The 18,272-nt window shown below is 68.5% G+C and carries 20 protein-coding genes; 8 read left to right on the top strand and 12 right to left on the bottom strand.

Features of this window, described 5'->3' with window-relative positions:
• Positions 1-124: 124 nt before the first annotated feature.
• The 5 genes from hsaA to F5X71_RS37375 all read left to right on the top strand — a co-directional run bounded on the left by hsaA (position 125) and on the right by F5X71_RS37375 (position 3,986).
• Complete coding sequence (gene hsaA / locus F5X71_RS02870) at positions 125-1,288, top strand: 3-hydroxy-9,10-secoandrosta-1,3,5(10)-triene-9,17-dione monooxygenase oxygenase subunit (protein ID WP_167460538.1); 1,164 nt, start codon at positions 125-127, stop codon at positions 1,286-1,288.
• A gap of 11 nt (positions 1,289-1,299) precedes the next feature.
• A complete protein-coding gene (gene hsaD, locus F5X71_RS02865; protein ID WP_167460537.1) occupies positions 1,300-2,178 on the top strand; it encodes a 4,5:9,10-diseco-3-hydroxy-5,9,17-trioxoandrosta-1(10),2-diene-4-oate hydrolase in 879 nt (292 codons plus the stop codon).
• Positions 2,178-3,083, top strand: a complete 906-nt coding sequence (hsaC, locus tag F5X71_RS02860) for an iron-dependent extradiol dioxygenase HsaC (protein WP_167460536.1) — start codon at positions 2,178-2,180, stop codon at positions 3,081-3,083. The genes hsaD and hsaC overlap by 1 nt, the downstream gene beginning before the upstream one ends.
• A 53-nt stretch (positions 3,084-3,136) precedes the next feature.
• Positions 3,137-3,703 (top strand): 3-hydroxy-9,10-secoandrosta-1,3,5(10)-triene-9,17-dione monooxygenase reductase subunit, encoded by a 567-nt coding sequence (gene hsaB, locus F5X71_RS02855; protein WP_167466163.1) that lies wholly within the window; start codon positions 3,137-3,139, stop codon positions 3,701-3,703.
• A 160-nt stretch (positions 3,704-3,863) separates the two neighbouring features.
• On the top strand, positions 3,864-3,986 hold the full coding sequence (locus F5X71_RS37375) for a hypothetical protein (RefSeq protein ID WP_275106768.1): 123 nt from the start codon (positions 3,864-3,866) through the stop codon (positions 3,984-3,986).
• 30 nt (positions 3,987-4,016) lie between these two features.
• Here F5X71_RS37375 and dmpG read toward each other — a convergent pair whose 3' ends face one another.
• Genes dmpG through F5X71_RS02830 form a run of 4 tightly spaced genes read right to left on the bottom strand, consistent with a single transcriptional unit; the run spans position 4,017 to position 8,400 of the window.
• On the bottom strand, positions 4,017-5,054 hold the full coding sequence (gene dmpG, locus F5X71_RS02845; RefSeq protein ID WP_167460535.1) for a 4-hydroxy-2-oxovalerate aldolase: 1,038 nt from the start codon (positions 5,052-5,054) through the stop codon (positions 4,017-4,019).
• An 11-nt stretch (positions 5,055-5,065) separates the two neighbouring features.
• Positions 5,066-5,977, bottom strand: a complete 912-nt coding sequence (locus tag F5X71_RS02840) for an acetaldehyde dehydrogenase (acetylating) (protein ID WP_167460534.1) — start codon at positions 5,975-5,977, stop codon at positions 5,066-5,068.
• Between the two features lie 10 nt (positions 5,978-5,987).
• Positions 5,988-6,773 carry a 2-keto-4-pentenoate hydratase gene (locus tag F5X71_RS02835; protein WP_167460533.1) on the bottom strand — a complete coding sequence of 262 codons (786 nt, stop codon included), beginning with the start codon at positions 6,771-6,773 and terminating at the stop codon, positions 5,988-5,990.
• A gap of 1 nt (position 6,774) precedes the next feature.
• Positions 6,775-8,400 carry an FAD-binding protein gene (locus F5X71_RS02830; RefSeq protein WP_167460532.1) on the bottom strand — a complete coding sequence of 542 codons (1,626 nt, stop codon included), beginning with the start codon at positions 8,398-8,400 and terminating at the stop codon, positions 6,775-6,777.
• Between the two features lie 106 nt (positions 8,401-8,506).
• Here F5X71_RS02830 and kstD point away from each other — a divergent pair, with 106 nt between their 5' ends.
• Together kstD and F5X71_RS02820 are read left to right on the top strand one after the other, a co-directional pair.
• Positions 8,507-10,216 carry a 3-oxosteroid 1-dehydrogenase gene (gene kstD, locus F5X71_RS02825; protein WP_167460531.1) on the top strand — a complete coding sequence of 570 codons (1,710 nt, stop codon included), beginning with the start codon at positions 8,507-8,509 and terminating at the stop codon, positions 10,214-10,216.
• Positions 10,217-10,245: 29 nt separating this feature from the next.
• Entirely contained in the window at positions 10,246-11,109 is an 864-nt protein-coding gene (locus tag F5X71_RS02820) for a MaoC family dehydratase (RefSeq protein WP_167460530.1), read from the top strand.
• Positions 11,110-11,151: 42 nt separating this feature from the next.
• Here F5X71_RS02820 and F5X71_RS02815 read toward each other — a convergent pair whose 3' ends face one another.
• The 6 genes from F5X71_RS02815 to zapE all read right to left on the bottom strand — a co-directional run bounded on the left by F5X71_RS02815 (position 11,152) and on the right by zapE (position 16,478).
• Positions 11,152-11,598 carry a hypothetical protein gene (locus F5X71_RS02815; RefSeq protein WP_167460529.1) on the bottom strand — a complete coding sequence of 149 codons (447 nt, stop codon included), beginning with the start codon at positions 11,596-11,598 and terminating at the stop codon, positions 11,152-11,154.
• On the bottom strand, positions 11,595-12,869 hold the full coding sequence (locus tag F5X71_RS02810) for a DUF58 domain-containing protein (RefSeq protein WP_167460528.1): 1,275 nt from the start codon (positions 12,867-12,869) through the stop codon (positions 11,595-11,597). Before F5X71_RS02810 ends, F5X71_RS02815 begins: the two co-directional genes overlap by 4 nt.
• Positions 12,870-12,906: 37 nt before the next feature.
• Entirely contained in the window at positions 12,907-13,869 is a 963-nt protein-coding gene (locus F5X71_RS02805) for an AAA family ATPase (RefSeq protein WP_167460527.1), read from the bottom strand.
• A 29-nt stretch (positions 13,870-13,898) separates the two neighbouring features.
• Positions 13,899-14,387 (bottom strand): hypothetical protein, encoded by a 489-nt coding sequence (locus F5X71_RS02800; RefSeq protein WP_167460526.1) that lies wholly within the window; start codon positions 14,385-14,387, stop codon positions 13,899-13,901.
• 25 nt (positions 14,388-14,412) lie between these two features.
• Positions 14,413-15,348: a DUF4129 domain-containing protein gene (locus F5X71_RS02795; protein WP_194250753.1), complete on the bottom strand. Its 936-nt coding sequence runs from the start codon at positions 15,346-15,348 to the stop codon at positions 14,413-14,415.
• A gap of 119 nt (positions 15,349-15,467) precedes the next feature.
• The gene (gene zapE / locus F5X71_RS02790; protein ID WP_167460525.1) at positions 15,468-16,478 is read right to left on the bottom strand and encodes a cell division protein ZapE; all 1,011 of its coding nucleotides are present in this window, start codon (positions 16,476-16,478) and stop codon (positions 15,468-15,470) included.
• 80 nt (positions 16,479-16,558) lie between these two features.
• Here zapE and F5X71_RS02785 point away from each other — a divergent pair, with 80 nt between their 5' ends.
• Positions 16,559-17,152, top strand: a complete 594-nt coding sequence (locus F5X71_RS02785) for a TetR/AcrR family transcriptional regulator (protein ID WP_167460524.1) — start codon at positions 16,559-16,561, stop codon at positions 17,150-17,152.
• Here the strand turns inward: F5X71_RS02785 and F5X71_RS02780 are convergent.
• Both F5X71_RS02780 and F5X71_RS02775 read right to left on the bottom strand, forming a co-directional pair.
• Positions 17,149-17,586 (bottom strand): NUDIX hydrolase, encoded by a 438-nt coding sequence (locus F5X71_RS02780; protein WP_167460523.1) that lies wholly within the window; start codon positions 17,584-17,586, stop codon positions 17,149-17,151. The genes F5X71_RS02785 and F5X71_RS02780 overlap by 4 nt on opposite strands.
• Complete coding sequence (locus tag F5X71_RS02775; RefSeq protein ID WP_167460522.1) at positions 17,583-18,164, bottom strand: TetR/AcrR family transcriptional regulator; 582 nt, start codon at positions 18,162-18,164, stop codon at positions 17,583-17,585. The genes F5X71_RS02780 and F5X71_RS02775 overlap by 4 nt, the downstream gene beginning before the upstream one ends.
• Positions 18,165-18,272 lie beyond the last annotated feature (108 nt).

Here is an 18,272-nt window from a genome sequence, read left to right as displayed (position 1 = left end):
TCCTGCACATGTCCATCATTCCGGCGGGATCGACACCCGTTCTCGACATAAATAGGAACCTGTTCTAGTCTCAGAAGCAAATGACTACCGGTTATCAATCGACCAGGCAGGAGCAGGTCCCGAGATGACGCAAGAAGTGACCGAACGGGTCGACGCGCTGTTGCCGACATTGCGCGAGCGCGCGCAAGAGGCCGAGGACCTGCGGCGCATCCCCGACGAATCCATCAAGGCCCTGCAGGAGACCGGTTTCTTCCGGCTGCTGCAGCCCAAGCAGTGGGGCGGGTACGCGGCCGACCCGGTCGTCTTCTACGACACGGTGCGCAGGATCGCCAGCGCCTGCGGCTCCACCGGCTGGGTGGCAGGCATTGTGGGCGTACACAATTGGCACCTCGCACTGTTCGCACAGCAGGCCCAGGAAGACGTCTGGGGCGAGGACACCGAGGTGCGCATCTCCTCGTCCTACGCACCGATGGGCGCCGGCGTGGTCACCGAGGGCGGCTACCTCGTCAACGGCGCGTGGGCCTGGTCCTCTGGCTGCGACCACGCGACCTGGGCGGTGCTCGGCGGTCCGGTGATCAAGGACGGCAAGCCGGTCGATTTCGGCAGCTTCCTCATCCCCCGCGACGACTACCGCATCGACGACGTCTGGAACGTAGTCGGCCTGCGCGGCACGGGCTCGAATACCGTTGTGGTGAAGGATGTTTTCATCCCTTCGCACCGCTTCCTCAGCTTCCGCGCGATGAGCGAGATGAAATCGCCCGGCCTGGAACAGAACACGGACCCGGTGTACAAGATGCCCTGGGGCACCATCCATCCCACGACCATCTCCACGCCGATCGTCGGCATGGCCTACGGCGCGTACGAGGCGCACGTCGAGCATCAGGGCAAGCGGGTGCGCGCGGCCTACGCGGGCGAGAAGGCCAAGGACGATCCGTTCGCCAAGGTGCGCATCGCCGAGGCCGCCAGCGATATCGACGCCGCATGGCGGCAGCTGTCGGGCAATGTCGCCGACGAATACGCGCTGCTCGCCGCCGGCCAGGAGGTGCCGTTCGACCTGCGGGTGCGGGCGCGCCGCGACCAGGTGCGGGCCACCGGACGCTCGATCGCCGCGATCGACAAGCTCTTCGAGAGCTCCGGCGCCACCGCGCTGGCGAACGGAACACCGCTGCAACGCTTCTGGCGTGACGCACACGCGGGCCGGGTACACGCGGCGAACGATCCCGAGCGGGCCTACCTGATGTACGGCACCCACGAATTCGGACTGCCCGTCACCGACGGCATGGTGTAGGAGCTGACGCCTTGACCTCAACCGCGGAACTGACCGCCGAATCGACCTCCCGCTACGCCCAGGTACGACCGGACCTGACGCTGCACTACCACGAGGCGGGCGTCGGCAACGGCCCGACGATCGTGCTGCTGCACGGCGGTGGGCCCGGCGCGTCCGCCTGGTCGAACTTCGCCCGCAATATCGCGGTGCTCGCCGAGCACTTTCACGTCATCGCGGTGGATCAGCCCGGCTACGGGCGCTCGGACAAGCCCACCGAGCATCCGCAGTACTTCGTGCACAGCGCCTCGGCGCTGAAGGATCTGCTCGACCATCTGGAGATCACCGCGCGGGTGCATCTGCTCGGCAATTCGCTCGGCGGCGGCACCTCGGTGCGCTTCGCGCTCGACTATCCGGAGCGCGCCGGGAAACTGGTGCTGATGGGGCCGGGTGGGTTGAGCAACAATCTGTTCGCGCCTGACCCCACCGAGGGCGTGAAGCTGCTCGGCAAGTTCAGCTACGAGCCGACCAGGGAAAACCTGGAGGCGTTCCTGCGCATCATGGTCTTCGACCAGTCGCTGATCACCGATGAACTGATCGACGAGCGTTTCGCCGCGGCGAGCACACCGGAATCGCTGGCCGCGACCCGCGCGATGGGAAAGTCGTTCTCCGGTGCGGACTTCGAGAAGGGCATGCTCTGGCGCGACGCCTACAAACTGCGGCAGCCCGTCCTGCTCATCTGGGGCAGGGAAGATCGGGTGAACCCGCTCGACGGCGCGCTCATCGCGACCAAGGTGATCCCCCGGGCGCAGTTGCACGTGTTCGGCGGCTGTGGACACTGGGCACAGTTGGAGAAGTTCCACGAATTCAACCGGCTGGCCATCGATTTCCTGGCCGGTTCCAAGGAGAAGTGATGGGGATTCGATCACTGGCGTATCTGCGCATCGAGGCGACCGACATGGCCGCCTGGCGCGAATACGGACTCAAAGTGCTCGGCATGGTCGAAGGCAAGGGCGCGAACCCGGAGGCGCTGTATCTGCGCATGGACGAGTTCCCGGCCCGGTTGGTGATCTCGCCGGGCGAACAGGACCGGCTGCGGATCTCCGGCTGGGAGACCGCCAATGCCGAAGAGCTGCAAGACATCCGCACGCGGCTCGAGGGCGCGGGCGTGCCATACAAGGAAGGCACCGCCGCCGAGCTGGCCGACCGCAGGGTCTACGAGCTGATCCGGTTCGACGACCCGTCCGGCAACACCCTCGAGGCGTTTCACGGTGCGGCACTGGAACATCGGCGCGTAGTCAGCCCGTACGGGCACCGGTTCGTCACCGAGGAGCAGGGCCTCGGCCACGTGGTGCTCAGCACCAAGGACGACAAGGCCGCGCTCGAGTTCTACCGTGACGTGCTCGGCTTCCGGTTGCGCGACTCGATGCGCCTGCCCCCGCAGATGGTGGGCCGCCCGGCCGACGGCGAACCCGCCTGGCTGCGCTTCTTCGGCTGCAACCCGCGCCACCACTCGCTCGCCTTCCTGCCCATGCCCACCCCGAGCGGCATCGTGCATCTGATGCTCGAGGTCGAGAACGCCGACGATGTCGGCCTGTGCCTGGATCGCGCGCTGCGCAAGAAGGTTCGCATGTCGGCGACGCTGGGCAGGCACGTCAACGACAAGATGCTCTCGTTCTACATGAAGACACCCGGCGGCTTCGATGTCGAATTCGGGTGCGAGGGACTCGAAGTCGACGACACCGACTGGATCGCCAGGGAATCCACCGCCGTGAGCCTGTGGGGCCACGACTTCACGGTGGGGCAGCGTCCGCAGTAATGAGCGAGGGGACGGCAGCAGGCGCGGCGGGCAGAACAGAGGACGAGGCGACGATGACCGCATCCGAGATCGACGGCAGGCAATTCCGGAACGTGCTCGGTCAGTTCTGCACCGGCATCACCGTGATCACCACCTTCGACGAGGCCGGGGCGCCGATCGGCTTCGCCTGCCAATCCTTCGCCGCCCTCTCCCTCGACCCGCCCCTGGTCCTGTTCTGCCCGACCAAGACCTCACGCTCGTGGGCGGCCATCGAACGCTCCGGTAGCTTCTGCGTGAACGTCCTGGCCGAAGAACAGCGAGAATTGTGCGCCCGCTTCGGTTCCCGCGAACCGGACAAGTTCGCGGGGGCAGCATGGCACACCTCCGAGCGCACCCTCCCCGTCCTCGACGACGCGCTGGCCACCATCGAATGCACGGTGGACCGCGTCGTCGACGGCGGCGACCACTACATCGTCATCGGCCGGGTCCAAGCCCTCGCCGAGGCCACCGCCGTCGGCCGCCCCCTGCTCTTCTACCGCGGCCAGTACACCGCCATCGAACCCGACAAGACCACCCCGGCCCCCTGGCGCGCCGACCTCGAACACTTCCTGACCACCACCACCCTCGACACCTGGCTGTAAGTCCGCGCACCCTCGCGCCACCCGCAGCCCCCACGACACGGTGTTCGAGTACGCCGCGCTCGAAAAAGTAGTCCGCCGATCTTTAAGTGCTCATTTGGTAAGCACCTATGTGGGGAGGATTGGAGCGCGACAGGCGAAGAGTCCCTGGTCGCGGATCAATGTGGGGAAAGCGGACGCGTTGATCGAGGCCGGGCGGATGCGGGCCGCGGGGTTCGCCGCGATCGCGGCCGCGCAGGCGGACGGTCGCCGGGCCGCCGCATGCGGAAAGGCCGCGGCAGGTTAGTCGCACCGGCCGCGGCCCGTTGCGCACGGGTCAGGCGGAGACGGCTGTCTGCTCGCGCTGCAACTCTAGAGCGATGTCGATCAGCTGATCTTCTTGGCCGCCAACCAGTTTCCGCTTGCCGGCCCGCACGAGCATCTCCGCGGCGGAGACGCCGTAGCGTTCGGCCTGGCGCTCGGCGTGCTTGAGGAAGCTGGAGTAGACGCCCGCGTAGCCCATCATCAGCGAGGAGCGGTCGAGCAGGCACTCCTGCGGCATGGCTGGACGCACCACGTCTTCGGCGGCGTCGGCGATCGCGAAGAAGTCGATGCCGGTGCTGATGTCGAGCTTGTCGCACACCCCGACCAGCGCCTCGACCGGCGTATTACCCGCGCCCGCGCCGAAACGCCGCGCGCTGCCGTCGATCTGAGTGGCACCCGCACGGATCGCGTAGATCGAGTTGGCGACGGCGAGGTCGAGGTTCTCGTGACCGTGGAAGCCGACCTGGGCGTCGTTGCCGAGTTCGGCGACGAGCGCGGCGACCCGGTCGGTGACCTGATCCAGGACCAGCGCGCCGGCGGAGTCCACGACGTAGACGCACTGGCACCCCGCGTCGGCCATGATGCGCGCCTGCTTGGCCAGCACCTCCGGCGGCTGCGAGTGCGACATCATCAGGAACCCGACGGTTTCCAGGCCGAGCTCCCTGGCCAGCCCGAAATGCTGGATGGAGACGTCGGCCTCGGTGCAGTGGGTGGCGATCCGGCAGATCGATGCCCCGTTGTCCTGGGAGATCTTGATGTCTTCCTTGACCCCGACGCCGGGCAGCATCAGGACCGCGATCTTGGCCTGCTTCGCCGTCTCGGCGGCGATCGTGATCAGTTCCTGCTCAGGCGTTTTGGAGAAGCCGTAGTTGAACGACGAGCCGCCGAGACCGTCACCGTGGGTAACCTCGATGACCGGCACGCCGGCGCCGTCCAGGGCGGCGACGATGTCGCGGACCTCTGTGGCGGTGAACTGGTGCCGCTTGTGATGCGAGCCGTCACGCAGCGAGGTGTCGGTGACGCGGATATCGAGTTCTGCTGAGTAGCCCATGTTTTCGCTCCTTACACCCGGGCCGCGAGGACTTGGCCGGCCAGTACCTCGCCGACCCTGGTCGCGGCGGCGGTCATGATGTCGAGGTTGCCCGCGTAGGGCGGCAGGAAGTCGCCCGCGCCTTCGACCTCGACGAACACCGAAACCTTCGCCATACCACCGGAAACCACCGAGGGCGGATCGAATTGCGGGTCGTTGAGCAGCCGGTAGCCGGGCACGTACTGCTGGATGTCGGCGACCATGCGCTGGATCGATTCGGTGACCGCCGCGGTGTCGGCATCCTCGGGGATGGCACAGAAGATGGTGTCGCGCATGATCATCGGCGGCTCTGCCGGGTTCAGGATGATGATGGCCTTGCCGCGCTGCGCGCCGCCGATGGTCTCGACCCCGCGACTGGTGGTCTTGGTGAACTCGTCGATATTGGCCCGGGTGCCAGGACCGGCGGACACCGAGGACACCGACGCGACGATCTCGGCGTAGGGCACCGGCACCACCCGGGAAACGGCCGCGACGATCGGAATGGTGGCCTGGCCACCGCAGGTGATCATGTTGACATTGGGCGCGTCCAGATTCGCGCCGAGGTTCACCGGCGGCACCACCGCCGGGCCGACGGCGGCGGGGGTGAGATCCACCGCGCGGATACCGGCCTCGGCGTAGCGCGGAGCGGCCGCACGGTGCACGTAGGCGGAGGTGGCCTCGAAGATCAGCTCGGGCAGTTCGGACTGCCCGAGCAGCCAGTCGACGCCGTCGGCCGAGGTTTCCAGGCCGAGTCCCCTCGCTCGCTTCAAACCCTCACTGTCCGGGTCGATTCCGATCATCCACCGCGGCTCGATGGTGGTCGAGCGCAGCAGCTTGTAGAGCAGATCGGTACTGATGTTGCCGGACCCGACGATCGCGGCGGTGACGGTCCCAGTCTCGGACACCACTGGCCTCCTAAATGAATTGCAAACGGACAGAACCGAGCCCGGCGAACTCGGCATGGAATGCGTCGCCCGGCCTGGCATCGATGGCGCGGGTGCATGATCCGGGCAGCACGATGTCGCCTGCTTTCAGCCGGACCCCGAAGCTCGCCACCTTTCGTGCCAGCCACGCCACGGCGATCACCGGATCGCCGAGCACGGCATCGCTGCGCCCCTCGGCCACCGTCTCGCCGTTGCGGGTGAGCACCGCGTCGATGGTCTTGATGTCGATGTCCTGCGGCGCGACCCGCTGCGGGCCGAGCACGTAGCCCGCGGAGGACGCGTTGTCGGAGATGGTGTCCATCAGCCCGATGTTCCAGTCCTTGATCCGCGAGTCGATCAGCTCGATGGCGGGTGCGAACGCGACGGTCGCGGCGAGCACGTCGGCCTCGGTGCAGTCCGCACCGGGCAGGTCGGCCCCGAGCACGAAGCCGACCTCGACCTCGACCCTCGGGAACAGATAGCGGCCCGCCTCGACCGGAACGTCCTCGTAGACTTCCATTTCCGCGAGCAGGTGGCCGTAGTCGGGTTCGTCGACGCCCATCATCTGCTGCATCGCCTCGGACGAGAGGCCGACCTTGTGGCCGACCACCCGTGCCCCGGTGTCGAGCCTGCGCCGGATGTTGATCAGCTGGATCTCATAGGCGTCGACCACGTCGATGTCCGGATACCGGCTGACCAGCGGGTCGATCGGCACCCGGTCGCGTTCGGCCCGCTCGAGTTCGTCGGCGAGTTCGGTTCGTACCGCGTCGGACAGCACGCTAGTTTCCTTCCGCTGTTGCTTGATCGGACGCCGGGACGTGCACGCCCGCGGCGGCCCCGCCTGCGCGTCGTCCGGAGAAGATGCAGTCGGCCAGCGACAATCCGCTGACATAGGACTGCGAGCAGATCCCGACCGCAGTCCGTCCGGCCGCGTAGAGACCCGGAATATCCGTTCCGGCAGTCGATTTGACCGCGCCGGTGTGCTCGTCCACGACAACGCCGCCGAGCGTGAGCATCGGGCACGGATTGGTCAGGCTCGGTTTGATGCCCACATCCAACAGCCAGTACGGCCCGGTGCGGACCGGTTCGGTGAACTCGGCGGGCTTGCCGACCGGGTCGGGTGCGCCCAGCTCGATCGCGGCGTTGTGCGCGGCGACCGTGGCGCGCAAGCCCGCGGCGTCGATCCCCGCCTCGGCGGCAACGGTTTCCAGCGTCGCACCGCGGATCGCGCCGCGCCGCATCGCCTCGAATTGGGCACGCTGGAACCATGCGCCCTGCTTGCCGATCTGAGCGATCGCGGTCCGCATCAGCGCGTCGTCGGCGAGCAGCCAGCCTTTGCCGTCGTGCTCGGCGATGAGCGCCTGCCCCACCGCCGCGCCGTATCTGGTCTCGTCGATCACCCGGCGCCCGGCCGCGTCGACCAGCAGCGCGCCGGTGAACACGCTGGGCGGCAACAGGAATCGCCACGCCGAGACGTTGCCCATCCGGTCGGTGGCCGCGCCCGCCTGCTGGGCGAGCAGGATGCCGCTGCCGTCGTCGCCGGTGGTGCCGAGCGCGAGTCCGCCGCGGTACGCGGGCGCGTATTCGCGCACCATCGCCCGGTTCGCGATGAAGCCACCGGCGCTGAGCACCACACCGCGCCGGGCGAGCACGCGAATCGTGCTGCCGTACCGGCGATCGAGCCGCAGCAGCCGCCGTTCCAGTGCCGCACGCAGCGGCGGGTAGTAGATGCCGGGCTTGGCCGCGATCCGCGCCATCCGGGTGTAGCGGTCGCGCACCCGGCCCGGCGCGTCACGCAGCGTGCGACATTGCACGCCGATCACCGTGCCCGCGTCGTCGAGGATCAGTCTTGTTGCCTGCGTCAGGGTTTCGACCCGGACACCGAGCCGGGACGCCGCGGCCGAGAGCGGCCCCGTCAGCTGCTTGCCGGAGGTACCCTTGCCCTTGACTCGATGCCCGCGCTGCGCCGCCGGGATGTCCCGGAACGCACCGGAGATCTCGCTGCCCGAGTAGTACAGGTAGTAGCTGTCGTTCGGGTAGGACGTCTTGTACGGGCACAGCGACGCCTCGAACGGAACGCCATGCCCGCGCAACCACTCGATCATCGCCGGGCTCTGCGCGACGAACCGGCGCAGGGTCTCCGGCGACACCGCGTCGCCGACCTCGCGCTCCAGGTAGGCGAGCATCGCCTCCGGTGTGTCGGCCACACCGGCCGCCTGCTGCACCGATGTCCCGCCGCCCGCGTAGATGATGCCGCCGGACAGTGCCGAGGCGCCACCGCCCGCGAAACGGTCCAGTGCCAGCACTTGCGCACCGTCGGCGGCGGCCTCCAGCGCGGCCGCGGCTCCGGCCGCGCCGAAGCCGACGACGACCACGTCGGCTACCAGGTCCCAATCGAACCCCATGTACTTCACTCCGGCCTAAAACTGAAACGAGTTTCCTCGACATATTGGACGCCGAGTGGGTCTTCTGCCACATAAATATAGACCAACTGCACGACCACTCTATAACGTGTTCTACATGATTGATCGGGAATACGACGTGGTCGTGGTCGGCAGCGGCGCCGCGGGCATGACCGCCGCCCTGACCGCCGCCCACCACGGGCTCAGCGTGGTACTCATCGAGAAGGCCGCGCACTACGGCGGGTCGACCGCGCGCTCCGGCGGTGGCGTCTGGATCCCCGGCAACAAGGCGCTGCTCGCGTCCGGCCGGCCCGACGACCGCGAGGTGGCCCGCGACTACCTGCACAGCATCATCGGGAACGTGGTGCCGAAGGAGCGCATCGACACCTATATCGATCGGGGCGCGGAGGCATTCGACTTCGTCCTCGACCACACCCCGCTGAAGATGAAGTGGGTGCCCGGCTACTCCGACTACTACCCCGAGGCGCCCGGTGGCCTCGGCGAGGGCCGCTCCTGCGAGCCCACCCCGTTCAATGCCAAGGTGCTCGGCCCGGAACTGGCCAACCTGGAACCGCCGTACGCGAAGGCGCCGCTGAATGTGGTCGTCATGCAGGCCGACTTCGTCCGGCTCAACCTGATCCGCAGGCATCCCAAGGGCATGCTGCGCGCCATGCGGGTGGGCGCGCGCACGTACTGGGCCAAGCTCACCGGCAAGCACATCCTCGGCATGGGACAGGCGATCATCGCCGCCATGCGCAAGGGTCTGCTCGACGCGCAGGTACCCGTGCTGCTCAACACCCCGATGACCGGGCTCGTGGTGCGGGACGGCGTGGTCACCGGCGTCGAGGCCGAGCACGAGGGCAAGCCGGTCACCATCGGCGCGCGCTACGGCGTCGTGCTCGGCAGCGGCGGTTTCGAGCACAACGCCGAACTGCGCACCAAGTATCAGCGCCAGCCGATCACCACCGAGTGGACCACCGGCGCGGCCGCCAACACCGGCGACGGCATCGTCGCGGGCATGGCCGTTGGCGGCGATGTCGGCTTCATGGAGGACGCCTGGTGGGGCCCGACGATCTTCAAGGGCGGACGGCCGTGGTTCGCACTGGCCGAACGCAACCTGCCCGGCACCATCATGGTCAACAGCGCGGGCAAGCGCTTCGGCAACGAGTCCGCGCCCTACGTCGAGGCCGTGCACACCATGTACGGCGGCAAGTACGGGCAGGGCGAGGGTCCTGGTGCGAACATCCCGGCCTGGCTCGTCTTCGACCAGCGGTACCGCAACCGCTACATCTTCGCCGGATTGCAGCCCGGCCAGCGCTTTCCGTCGCGCTGGCTGGAGAACGACAACATCGTCAAGGCGGACACGATCGAGGAGCTGGCCACCAGGATCGGTGTGCCGTCGAGCGATCTCGCGGCGACGGTCGCCCGGTTCAACACCTTCGCCGAGACCGGCAAGGACATCGACTTCGGCCGCGGCGACAGCCACTACGACCGCTACTACGGCGATCCGACGGTGAAGCCGAACCCGTGCCTGGCCGCCCTGGTGCAAGGCCCGTTCTATGCCGCCAAGATCGTGCCCGGCGACCTGGGCACCAAGGGCGGCCTGGTCGCCGATACCGCGGGCCGGGTGCTGCGCGAGGACGGCACCGCGATCGCCGGACTGTATGCCTCGGGCAACTGCTCGACCCCGGTGATGGGCCACACCTACGCCGGGCCCGGCGCGACCATCGGCCCCGCCATCACCTACGGCTATCTCGCGGTGCTCGACATCGTGGCCAAGAAGTCCGAACAACCCGCGCAGACCGGCGCCGAGGCCTGATCCGTGCCGCGGCGCCACGAGGAGAACTGATGCCCATCGATCCGAAAGTCGCACTCGGAGCCGAACTTCCGAGCCGCGAGTTCGCCTGGTCCCCGTCCGACGTACAGCTGTACCAGCTCGGCCTCGGCGCGGGCACGCGCTGGACCGACCCGGCCGAACTGCGCTACCTGGACGACCGCGCACCCCAGGTGCTGCCGACGTTCGCGACCGTCGCGCCGACCCTGCACGAGACCGAGCCGCCCCGGGTCAGCTTCCCCGGCATCGACATCGACCTGGCCAAGGTGGTGCACGGCCATCAGGAGGTGGACCTGCACGGCCCCATCCCCGCGGCGGGCAAGGCGACGAGCAAGGGGCGCATCACCGAGCTCTGGGACAAGGGCTCGGCCGCGGTGGTCGTGCAGGAGCAGTTGGTGCTCGGGTCCGACGGCGAGCCGCTGTGGACCGCGCGCTCGTCCATCTTCGCCAAGGGCGAGGGCGGTTTCGGCGGCGAGCGCGGGCCGAGCACGAAAACCGAACTGCCCGATACCGCCCCGGATTTCGACGTGACCGTGCCGACGCTGCCGCAGCAGGCGTTGCTCTATCGGATGTGCGGCGATCGCAACCCGCTGCATTCGGATCCCGAATTCGCCCGTGCCGCCGGGTTTCCCGCGCCGATCCTGCACGGCCTGTGCACCTACGGCATCGTCTGCAAGACCGCTACCGACACCGCGCTCGGGTCCGCGGTGGAGCGGGTGAGCGGATTCCGGGCCCGCTTCGCGGGTGTGCTGTATCCGGGCGAGACCATCCGCACCCGGATCTGGCGTGGGGACGGCGAATTGATCATCGCCGCAACGGTCGTCGAACGCGAAGACGCGCCCGTGCTCAGCGACGTGCGGCTGCGCCTGCGCGGCTGAGCGACCCCGAAACCCGTACCCGGTCATCTCCGGGTGCGGGCATCAGGGCGCCGGTGCCCCGGTGCGCGCGCGGCGGATCGCGGCGCCCTGCACCACCATGGCGTACAGCAGGACCACCAGCACCGGCGCGGCGAGCGGCGCCCACGGCACCCGGAGCGGGATCAGCGCCGCGCCGACCGCCACGGCGGTGAAGCCGACCGCGCCCGCCACCGAGGGCATCGTGGTCGGCACCACGCCGTGCGGCGCGGTGACGGTCGCGGCGTTCAACAGGTAGGCGGTAGCCACCAAACCCGTTGCCGCCGCGCCGAGTACGCCGGTGTCGGCGACGACGAGCACGCCGACCGCCACCAGCACGGCGGCCACCGCGCACGGACGCAGCCACCAGCCGAGCACGACCAGGACCAGCGCGGGCATTGCGGCGAGCGGTTGCGGCAGCGCGACCGAGACGACCAGCAGGATGCCGGAGAGCACGGCGAGGAATCGGGTCATCGGCGCACCCGCACTGTCCTGCGGTGCTCCGGGAGCATCCGCATGATCTGATCGAGCCGGGTGTCGGCGGGCCAGGCCACGATGTCGACACCGACGGTGCCCATGTCGCGATACATCGACGCGCGCTCGAGCTGCCACATCTTGGCCAGCGTCGGGTCGAGATCGTCGCGAAACGGCGTGCCGCGCAAGACATCCACGACAACCACGACGTGTCCTCGCTTGCGCAGGTCGATCAGCGCCAGCGCGAACTGGGTGTCCAGCAGCGTGGAGAAGGCGACCACGATCGCGCCGAGCGGCACCGCCGCGTGCGGGGCCAGCGTGCCGGTGGTGGGGATGTGCTCCTCGCCGACACCGAGCACGGTGTCCACCACCCGATAGAACTGCCTGCGCCCGATATCGGGCCGCAGCCAGCGCGGCGCCTGCCCCAGGCACACCACGGCGGTGCGGTCGCCCGCCTGCAGGGTGGACTGCACCACCTGCGCCGCGCCGCGGACCGACAGTTCGAGTGAATCCGTCGCCGGGCCCGGCGCCTGTTGCGAGGTGTCCACCAGCACAACGACATCCGCGGAGCGGTTGGTCAGTCGCTCGGTGACGTACAGCCTGCCGCGCCGGGCGCTCACCGGCCAGTTCACGATGCGCAGTTGGTCGCCGGGGGCATAGGCACGGATGTCGGCGTACTCGACGCCAGGGCCGTACCTGCGGGTCAGATGGGTGCCGAGCCGTTCGGGAAGTTCGGTGCGCGGCAAGCGCATCCGCTGCGGATCGGTGATCGGATAGACGAACAGCTGACCGGCGGGCAGCACCGCGGTCGCCACCGCGAGACCGGCCGGGCTCAGCGCCGACACCCGCACGGACACCGGATAGCGGCCCCAGCGGTCCGCCGAGAGCGCCAGCCGCAGCCCGGCGGGGGCTGCACCGGAATCACTGGACTGCTCGACGTCGATGCCGAGCGCGTCGGTGCGTCCCGGCGTCAGGCGCAGCAGCGCGTGGCCCCGCTCGACGAAGGCGGCGACGGTCAGCACCACCTCTTCGGATTCGAAGCACCGCAGCGTGCCGCCGCCGTCGACCTGGATCCTGGTGTCGCTCTGCTGCCACGGCGCGGTGGCGAGCACCCCGAGCAGCGGGGCGGCGAAAACGACCAGCTGCCAACGGCCGAACACCACGGCGAGCACCAGCGCTACGGCCGCGCAGATCGCCAGCATGAAGACCAGCGGCGCGGGGCGCCACTGAAGTTCGGCATCGACCGCGGTACTGGCGTCGCGATGTCTCATGACCGCGCCTCGGATCGGCTCGGCACCCTCGGCTGCCTCATGTCACGGTGGCGCGAGGCACCGGGAGGCGGCGTAACAGCTCGGTGATCACGTCCTCGCCGCGAATCCGGCGCACCCACATCTCCGGCCGCAGCGTGATGCGGTGCGCCATGGCCGGAATCGCCAGCGCCTTCACGTCTTCCGGGATCACGTAGTCGCGCCCGAGCAGCAGCGCCCTGGCCCGCGACATCTGCACCAGATCGAGCTCGGCCCGCGGGCTCGCCCCCACCTCGACCTGGGGATGACCACGGGTGGCCGCGGCCAGCGCGACCACGTAGCTCACCACATCCGGATGCACCGTGACGTATTCGACGGATTGGCGCATCTCGAGCAGACCGTTCGCGTCCACCACCTGGCCGACCTGCGGCGCGGTGGCCCCGCGCTCCAGTCTGCGCCGGATCATCTGTGTCTCATCGTGTTCGGAGAGATAGCCGAGCCGCAGCTGGATCGCGAACCGGTCGAGCTGGGCCTCCGGCAGCGGGTAGGTGCCCTCGTACTCGATCGGGTTGTCGGTCGCGAGCACGATGAAGGGCTTCGGCAGCTGGAAGGTTTCGCCGTCGATGCTGACCTGCCCCTCGGCCATCGACTCCAGCAGCGCGGCTTGGGTCTTGGGCGGGGTGCGGTTGATCTCGTCGGCGAGCAGCACATTCGTGAACACCGGACCGCGCCGGAAGGTGAAGCGGCCGGAGGTCATGTCGTAGATCGTCGAGCCGAGCAGGTCCGCCGGTAGCAGGTCGGGAGTGAACTGCACCCTGGTGAACTGCAAGCCGAGCGCGGCGGCGAACGATCTGGCGATCAACGTCTTGCCGAGGCCCGGCAGATCCTCGATCAGCACGTGGCCGCCGGCCAGCACCGCGATCAGGATCAGTCGCATCTCGTCCCGCTTGCCGACCACCACCCGGGAGATCTCCCTGAGCACGGCGTCGCTGCGCTGGACCGTGACATCCATCGGCATTGTCATCTGTGTACCCGCACTTGCCTCAACCCATTTCACATTCTCTGCAGGCGGCTCAGGATCTCGTCCAGTGCCGCCCGGCCCGGTGCCCTTGTGGTCTGATCACGCAATGCCGAGTTGGCCGGGTCCACCCAGCGCCACAGGTCGGGGCCGAACAGATGGATCCCGGCGGCCTCGGTGGCGCGGCGGTTCTTCGCCACCCGCTGTCCACTGGACAGCTCGAACTCCTTGGCCAGCAAGGGCCGTAGGTGCCGGTCCCAGTCCGCTCGGGTGCCATCGGCTCGATCGGCGAGCATCTGCGCCCTGGCGTGCCAACGCCGCAGCATCTCGGCGGGCCCGTTCTCGATCTCGTCGATCTCGTCATCGGTGCGCGGCTCCCCGCGATCCAGCAGCGACCAGACCAGCCAGGCCAGCGCGAGCGCGACCGGGATCGCGACGGCGAACAGCAGGACGGGGCGCGCCTTCTCGAAGGTGACCAGCTCGATCACGGCGATCACGACCGCGGTGCCCAGGACGACGGCCATTCGATTCAAACTGCCTCCCGCTTTCTCATGCCTGCTCGCCCTGTAGATCGGCGAGCACGATCCGCAGCAGCTGTTCGGCGCGCATGCGCTGCCACTCGAGCATCGCGTGCGGGCTGAACCTGGCCTCCTCGAACAGGGCGACCAATTCCCTGGCGGAGGCGTCGTGCAGCGCGCCGCGCTCGAACGCGCGGGCCAGCACCTCCATCGGGGTGTCCGAAACCAGCGGTGCGGCAGCGCGATCGAAGGCGAGCCCGCGTTCCATCGCGACGTAGCAGGCGATGATCGCGGTGCGCGGGTCCTGGCCCGGCACGTTCATCGCGGCCAGACCCATTTCGGCCGCCCTGGCCAACGAGTCCACCGCGGTCGGCGGCACGGCGACCAGCGGCGGCGGGGCGGGTGCAGGCCCGCGCCGGGAGGCGACGGCGACCACGCCGAGCCCGGTGAGCGCGACCACGACCAGCGCGATCGCCGCGATCACGGTCAGCAGCAGCGCGGTTCCGGTCGGTGCGACACCGGGATCGGGTGCGCTGGTGGGGAATTCATCCGGCGCCTGGCCCGGGTTCGGCGCCTGGGCGGGGCCGGGTGACGCGGACTCCTCACCGCCGAACCCGGCGAAAAAGATCGCGGAGGCGGCCGTGAGGACGAGCGCGAGCACAGCGAGACCGGCAAGCACGAGCAGCCCGACCCGGCCGAGACCGCCACGGCGCCGGGTGCGCTCGCGCTCGGGTTCGGGCATGGCCAGCGGTAGTCGATGCTGACTCGCTATCACCCCGGCGACCAGGATGACCATGGACACGGTGAGCAGAACCGGCATCAGGGCCACCGACAGCGCCGAGGGCGGCCCTGGCTGATCGCGGGATTCCGCCACCCCGGGCAGATATCCACGTAACGTGAACGCGGCAGACGCCAGCAACGTGATCAGCACGATCACGCGCAATATCGGCGATCGCGCCCCGGCCACTGATTACCACCAAACGTGAGTACTGCACAAAACAGCCACATAGTTACATGCCGAGCGGTCCGCTCGGGATGGAATCGAATACTTTGGAATTCATCCTCTTTATCAATGAATCTCGCTGCTCAGGGCCGGGTCGCCGCTACATTGCGCAACTCTCCGACGGGAGGTGCCGCCAATTGGGAAAGTTCACAAAGTCGGCTGATGAGCCGGGAAATGTCGGGAATGTCGGGTACACCGGCAACCAACTCCGGCAATGGTGCCCGCGCCGAGATTCCGAGCTCCAGATCCGCGTCGTAGAGCACGTCTACCACATTGACGAATCGCATTACCCAGTCCGGCGCGACCTCGGCCAAACGCGGGACATCCACGATGGCCCAGCGCCGAAAGCGTTGCGCCAGTTCGACATAGTCCGACGCCGCGGTGGGCGTGCCACAGAGCGCGGCGAATTCGACGACGAGTGCGTCACCGTCGGCCGACCGGGCCCGAATCGAGCGAGTGCCGATCGGCACCGCGCATGCGCCCTCGAGCGGGAATCGCGCGGCGGCGCACTCGATCCGGTAGTGACCCGCGGCGAAACCGGAGCGCGCACCGACGACCCCACGGTCGGCAAGGGTGCGGTAGTCCACAGGACCGTCGAGCGAAATGACATCCAACTGTGCGGCGATCCGGGCGATGGTCGGCAAGAACTTGTCGTGGAACAGCGGATTGGGCAGCAGTCCCGCCGGTGGGTAGTTCGAGGTGACCACCAGCACCACCCGGCGGGCGAACAGCGCGTCGAGCAGGCGCGCGATGAGCATCGCGTCGCCGATGTCGTGCACATGGAACTCGTCGAAGCAGACCAGCCGCGCGCCGCCGAGCAGCGCCGCGACAGCCTTGTCGATCGAGCCGCCCGTGTGCACCGCCGCGTGCAATCGCGCGAAGAACTCGTGAAAGTGGAAGCGGCGCTTGTGCCGCGGGGCCACTGCGGCGAAGCAGCGATCCATCACCATCGTCTTGCCCCGTCCAGGCCTGCCATACAGGTAGATCCCCCGATGCCCCCGGACCGGCCGCCCGCGCCGATCGATCAGCTCGGCCAGCCGCCGCGCCGCTCGCTCCTGATCCGCGTCGAGCACAACGGCGTGCACAGCACGCATGGGAACCCCCGATCGCCAGAAGTCGATATCATCCTCTACATTTGTAGAGTGCCGACGCGAGCGACGCGAGAAAGGTGACCATGTCCACAGCCGACCGCCGCACATTGATCGTCGATGCCGCCATCGACCTGATTGCCACCCAAGGGATTCGGGCACTCACCCACCGCGCCATCGATACCGCGCTACAGTTGCCCGCCGGGTCGAGCTCGTACTACTACCGGACCAAACGCACGCTCATCGAGGCGATCGTCGAACGCATCACCGCCCGATCCCGCGCGGACTTCGCCGCCGCCCAGCTCGCGCCGCCCGGCCCGCTCGCGCCCGACGCCATCGCGGCGGACATCGCGGGCTGGCTGGACCGATTACTCACCGAACGCCGCAACCATCTGATCGTCCGGCACGCGTTGATCCTCGAACTACTGGCGGATGCCGATCTGCGCGCGCGACTGGCCCGCAGCCTCTTTTCCGCCGAGCGCGCCCGAAACCTGTTCGCCGCCTTGCGCGTTGCCGACCCGGGCGCCGCGGCGGCCGACTTCATCGCGGTGCTCGAAGGCGCGATCTTCGACCGGTTCGCCGGCCTGCGCGCCGATCTCGCGCCGGGCAGCCCCGAAAGCATCCGCCAGCTGACAGGCCTGCTCTCGGCGTTCTTTCGCGGCGTCGGCGGCGCTACCTAACCGCCCCACCCGCGCTCACTGTAGGTGACGCCGCTGGTCAAGGCGTCGATGCCGGCGGTGGGGTAGGCAATGATGTCGGCGGGGAGGTCGTCGAGGGAGAACCAGCGCAGTTCGTAGCATTTCTCCGGTTCGCGATTGACCGGCTCGCCGCGCCAGGTACGGACCTCGAAGAACACCCCGAGGCGCGGCTCGTGACCGCTGCCGATGACGTGCGCGGTGTGGATGTGGCGCAGGTCGGCCGGGTCGATGTGGACGCCGATCTCCTCGTGCGCCTCGCGGACCGCCGCCGCGGTCACCGACTCACCCACCTCGACCTTGCCCGCCGGGAGATGCCAGCGACCGTCGAACTCGTCGGGGCCGCGCCGCTTGCTGAGCAGCAGCTGGTTGTCGCGGCGGAGCAGGACGTGCGCGTCGACGATGTGCCGGGTACTCACGCGACGCCGACCCGGCCGAGTTCGAGCGCGATGGCGTCGCGGACCAAGGCTCGCGCGCGCCCGAGTTCGAGCGCGCCGCTGAGCCAGCGCATGCTCACCCCTTCGACCAGCGCGGTGAGCCGCTCGGCCGCATCGCCCGGCACGACCTCGGCGCCGACGAGGCCACGATCCTGTGCCGTGCGGATGACCTCGCCGAGGTAGCCGTTCCAGCGCATCGTCGCCGCCCCGAGCTGCTCACGCAGTTCGGGTTGAAAGATGGCGGCCGAGCGGTACTCACCCCACGCGGTGCTGTTCTCCACCACCACCTGCTGATCCTGCAGCTCCAGCAACAGCACCTGTTCGAGGTGGCCGATCGGGTCGGCGGCGACGTCGAGTTCGGCGTCGGTGTAGCGCTCGGCCCTGGCGCTGATGAAGTCCAGGGTCTGTGCGAGCAGGCCCGCTCTGTCCTTGAAGTGGTAGTAGATCAGCGAGGTGGAGACGCCGGCGGCCTCGGCCAGCTCCTCGACCCGCAGGCCACGGATTCCGCGCTGCGCGACCACGCGCGCGGCCGACTCCAAGATCGAATCACGACGAGACATGGGGTCAATGGTACAGTGCAATCCTGACTAAAAATTTAGTCAGGATTTCGGTCAGCGCGCACGCTCTCGATCACCGATCACCTCGAACACCGATTACCGGAGCCCGTT

The organism is Nocardia brasiliensis (assembly GCF_011801125.1).
Taxonomy (GTDB): domain Bacteria; phylum Actinomycetota; class Actinomycetes; order Mycobacteriales; family Mycobacteriaceae; genus Nocardia; species Nocardia brasiliensis_C.
This window is presented reverse-complemented; position numbering and strand designations above follow the sequence as displayed.

What these genes read in the sequence shown, in the direction of transcription:
- hsaA (WP_167460538.1), top strand. Translation starts at nt 125, where the DNA reads ATGACGCAAGAAGTGACCGAACGGGTCGACGCGCTGTTGCCGACATTG.
- F5X71_RS02800 (WP_167460526.1), bottom strand. Translation starts at nt 14,387, where the DNA reads ATGGCCGTCGTCCTGGGCACCGCGGTCGTGATCGCCGTGATCGAGCTG.
- zapE (WP_167460525.1), bottom strand. Translation starts at nt 16,478, where the DNA reads ATGCGTGCTGTGCACGCCGTTGTGCTCGACGCGGATCAGGAGCGAGCG.
- dmpG (WP_167460535.1), bottom strand. Translation starts at nt 5,054, where the DNA reads ATGGGCTACTCAGCAGAACTCGATATCCGCGTCACCGACACCTCGCTG.
- F5X71_RS02805 (WP_167460527.1), bottom strand. Translation starts at nt 13,869, where the DNA reads ATGACAATGCCGATGGATGTCACGGTCCAGCGCAGCGACGCCGTGCTC.
- F5X71_RS02815 (WP_167460529.1), bottom strand. Translation starts at nt 11,598, where the DNA reads ATGACCCGATTCCTCGCCGTGCTCTCCGGCATCCTGCTGGTCGTCTCG.
- F5X71_RS02810 (WP_167460528.1), bottom strand. Translation starts at nt 12,869, where the DNA reads ATGAGACATCGCGACGCCAGTACCGCGGTCGATGCCGAACTTCAGTGG.
- F5X71_RS02775 (WP_167460522.1), bottom strand. Translation starts at nt 18,164, where the DNA reads ATGTCTCGTCGTGATTCGATCTTGGAGTCGGCCGCGCGCGTGGTCGCG.
- hsaC (WP_167460536.1), top strand. Translation starts at nt 2,178, where the DNA reads ATGGGGATTCGATCACTGGCGTATCTGCGCATCGAGGCGACCGACATG.
- F5X71_RS02830 (WP_167460532.1), bottom strand. Translation starts at nt 8,400, where the DNA reads ATGGGGTTCGATTGGGACCTGGTAGCCGACGTGGTCGTCGTCGGCTTC.
- hsaB (WP_167466163.1), top strand. Translation starts at nt 3,137, where the DNA reads ATGACCGCATCCGAGATCGACGGCAGGCAATTCCGGAACGTGCTCGGT.
- F5X71_RS02820 (WP_167460530.1), top strand. Translation starts at nt 10,246, where the DNA reads ATGCCCATCGATCCGAAAGTCGCACTCGGAGCCGAACTTCCGAGCCGC.
- F5X71_RS02785 (WP_167460524.1), top strand. Translation starts at nt 16,559, where the DNA reads ATGTCCACAGCCGACCGCCGCACATTGATCGTCGATGCCGCCATCGAC.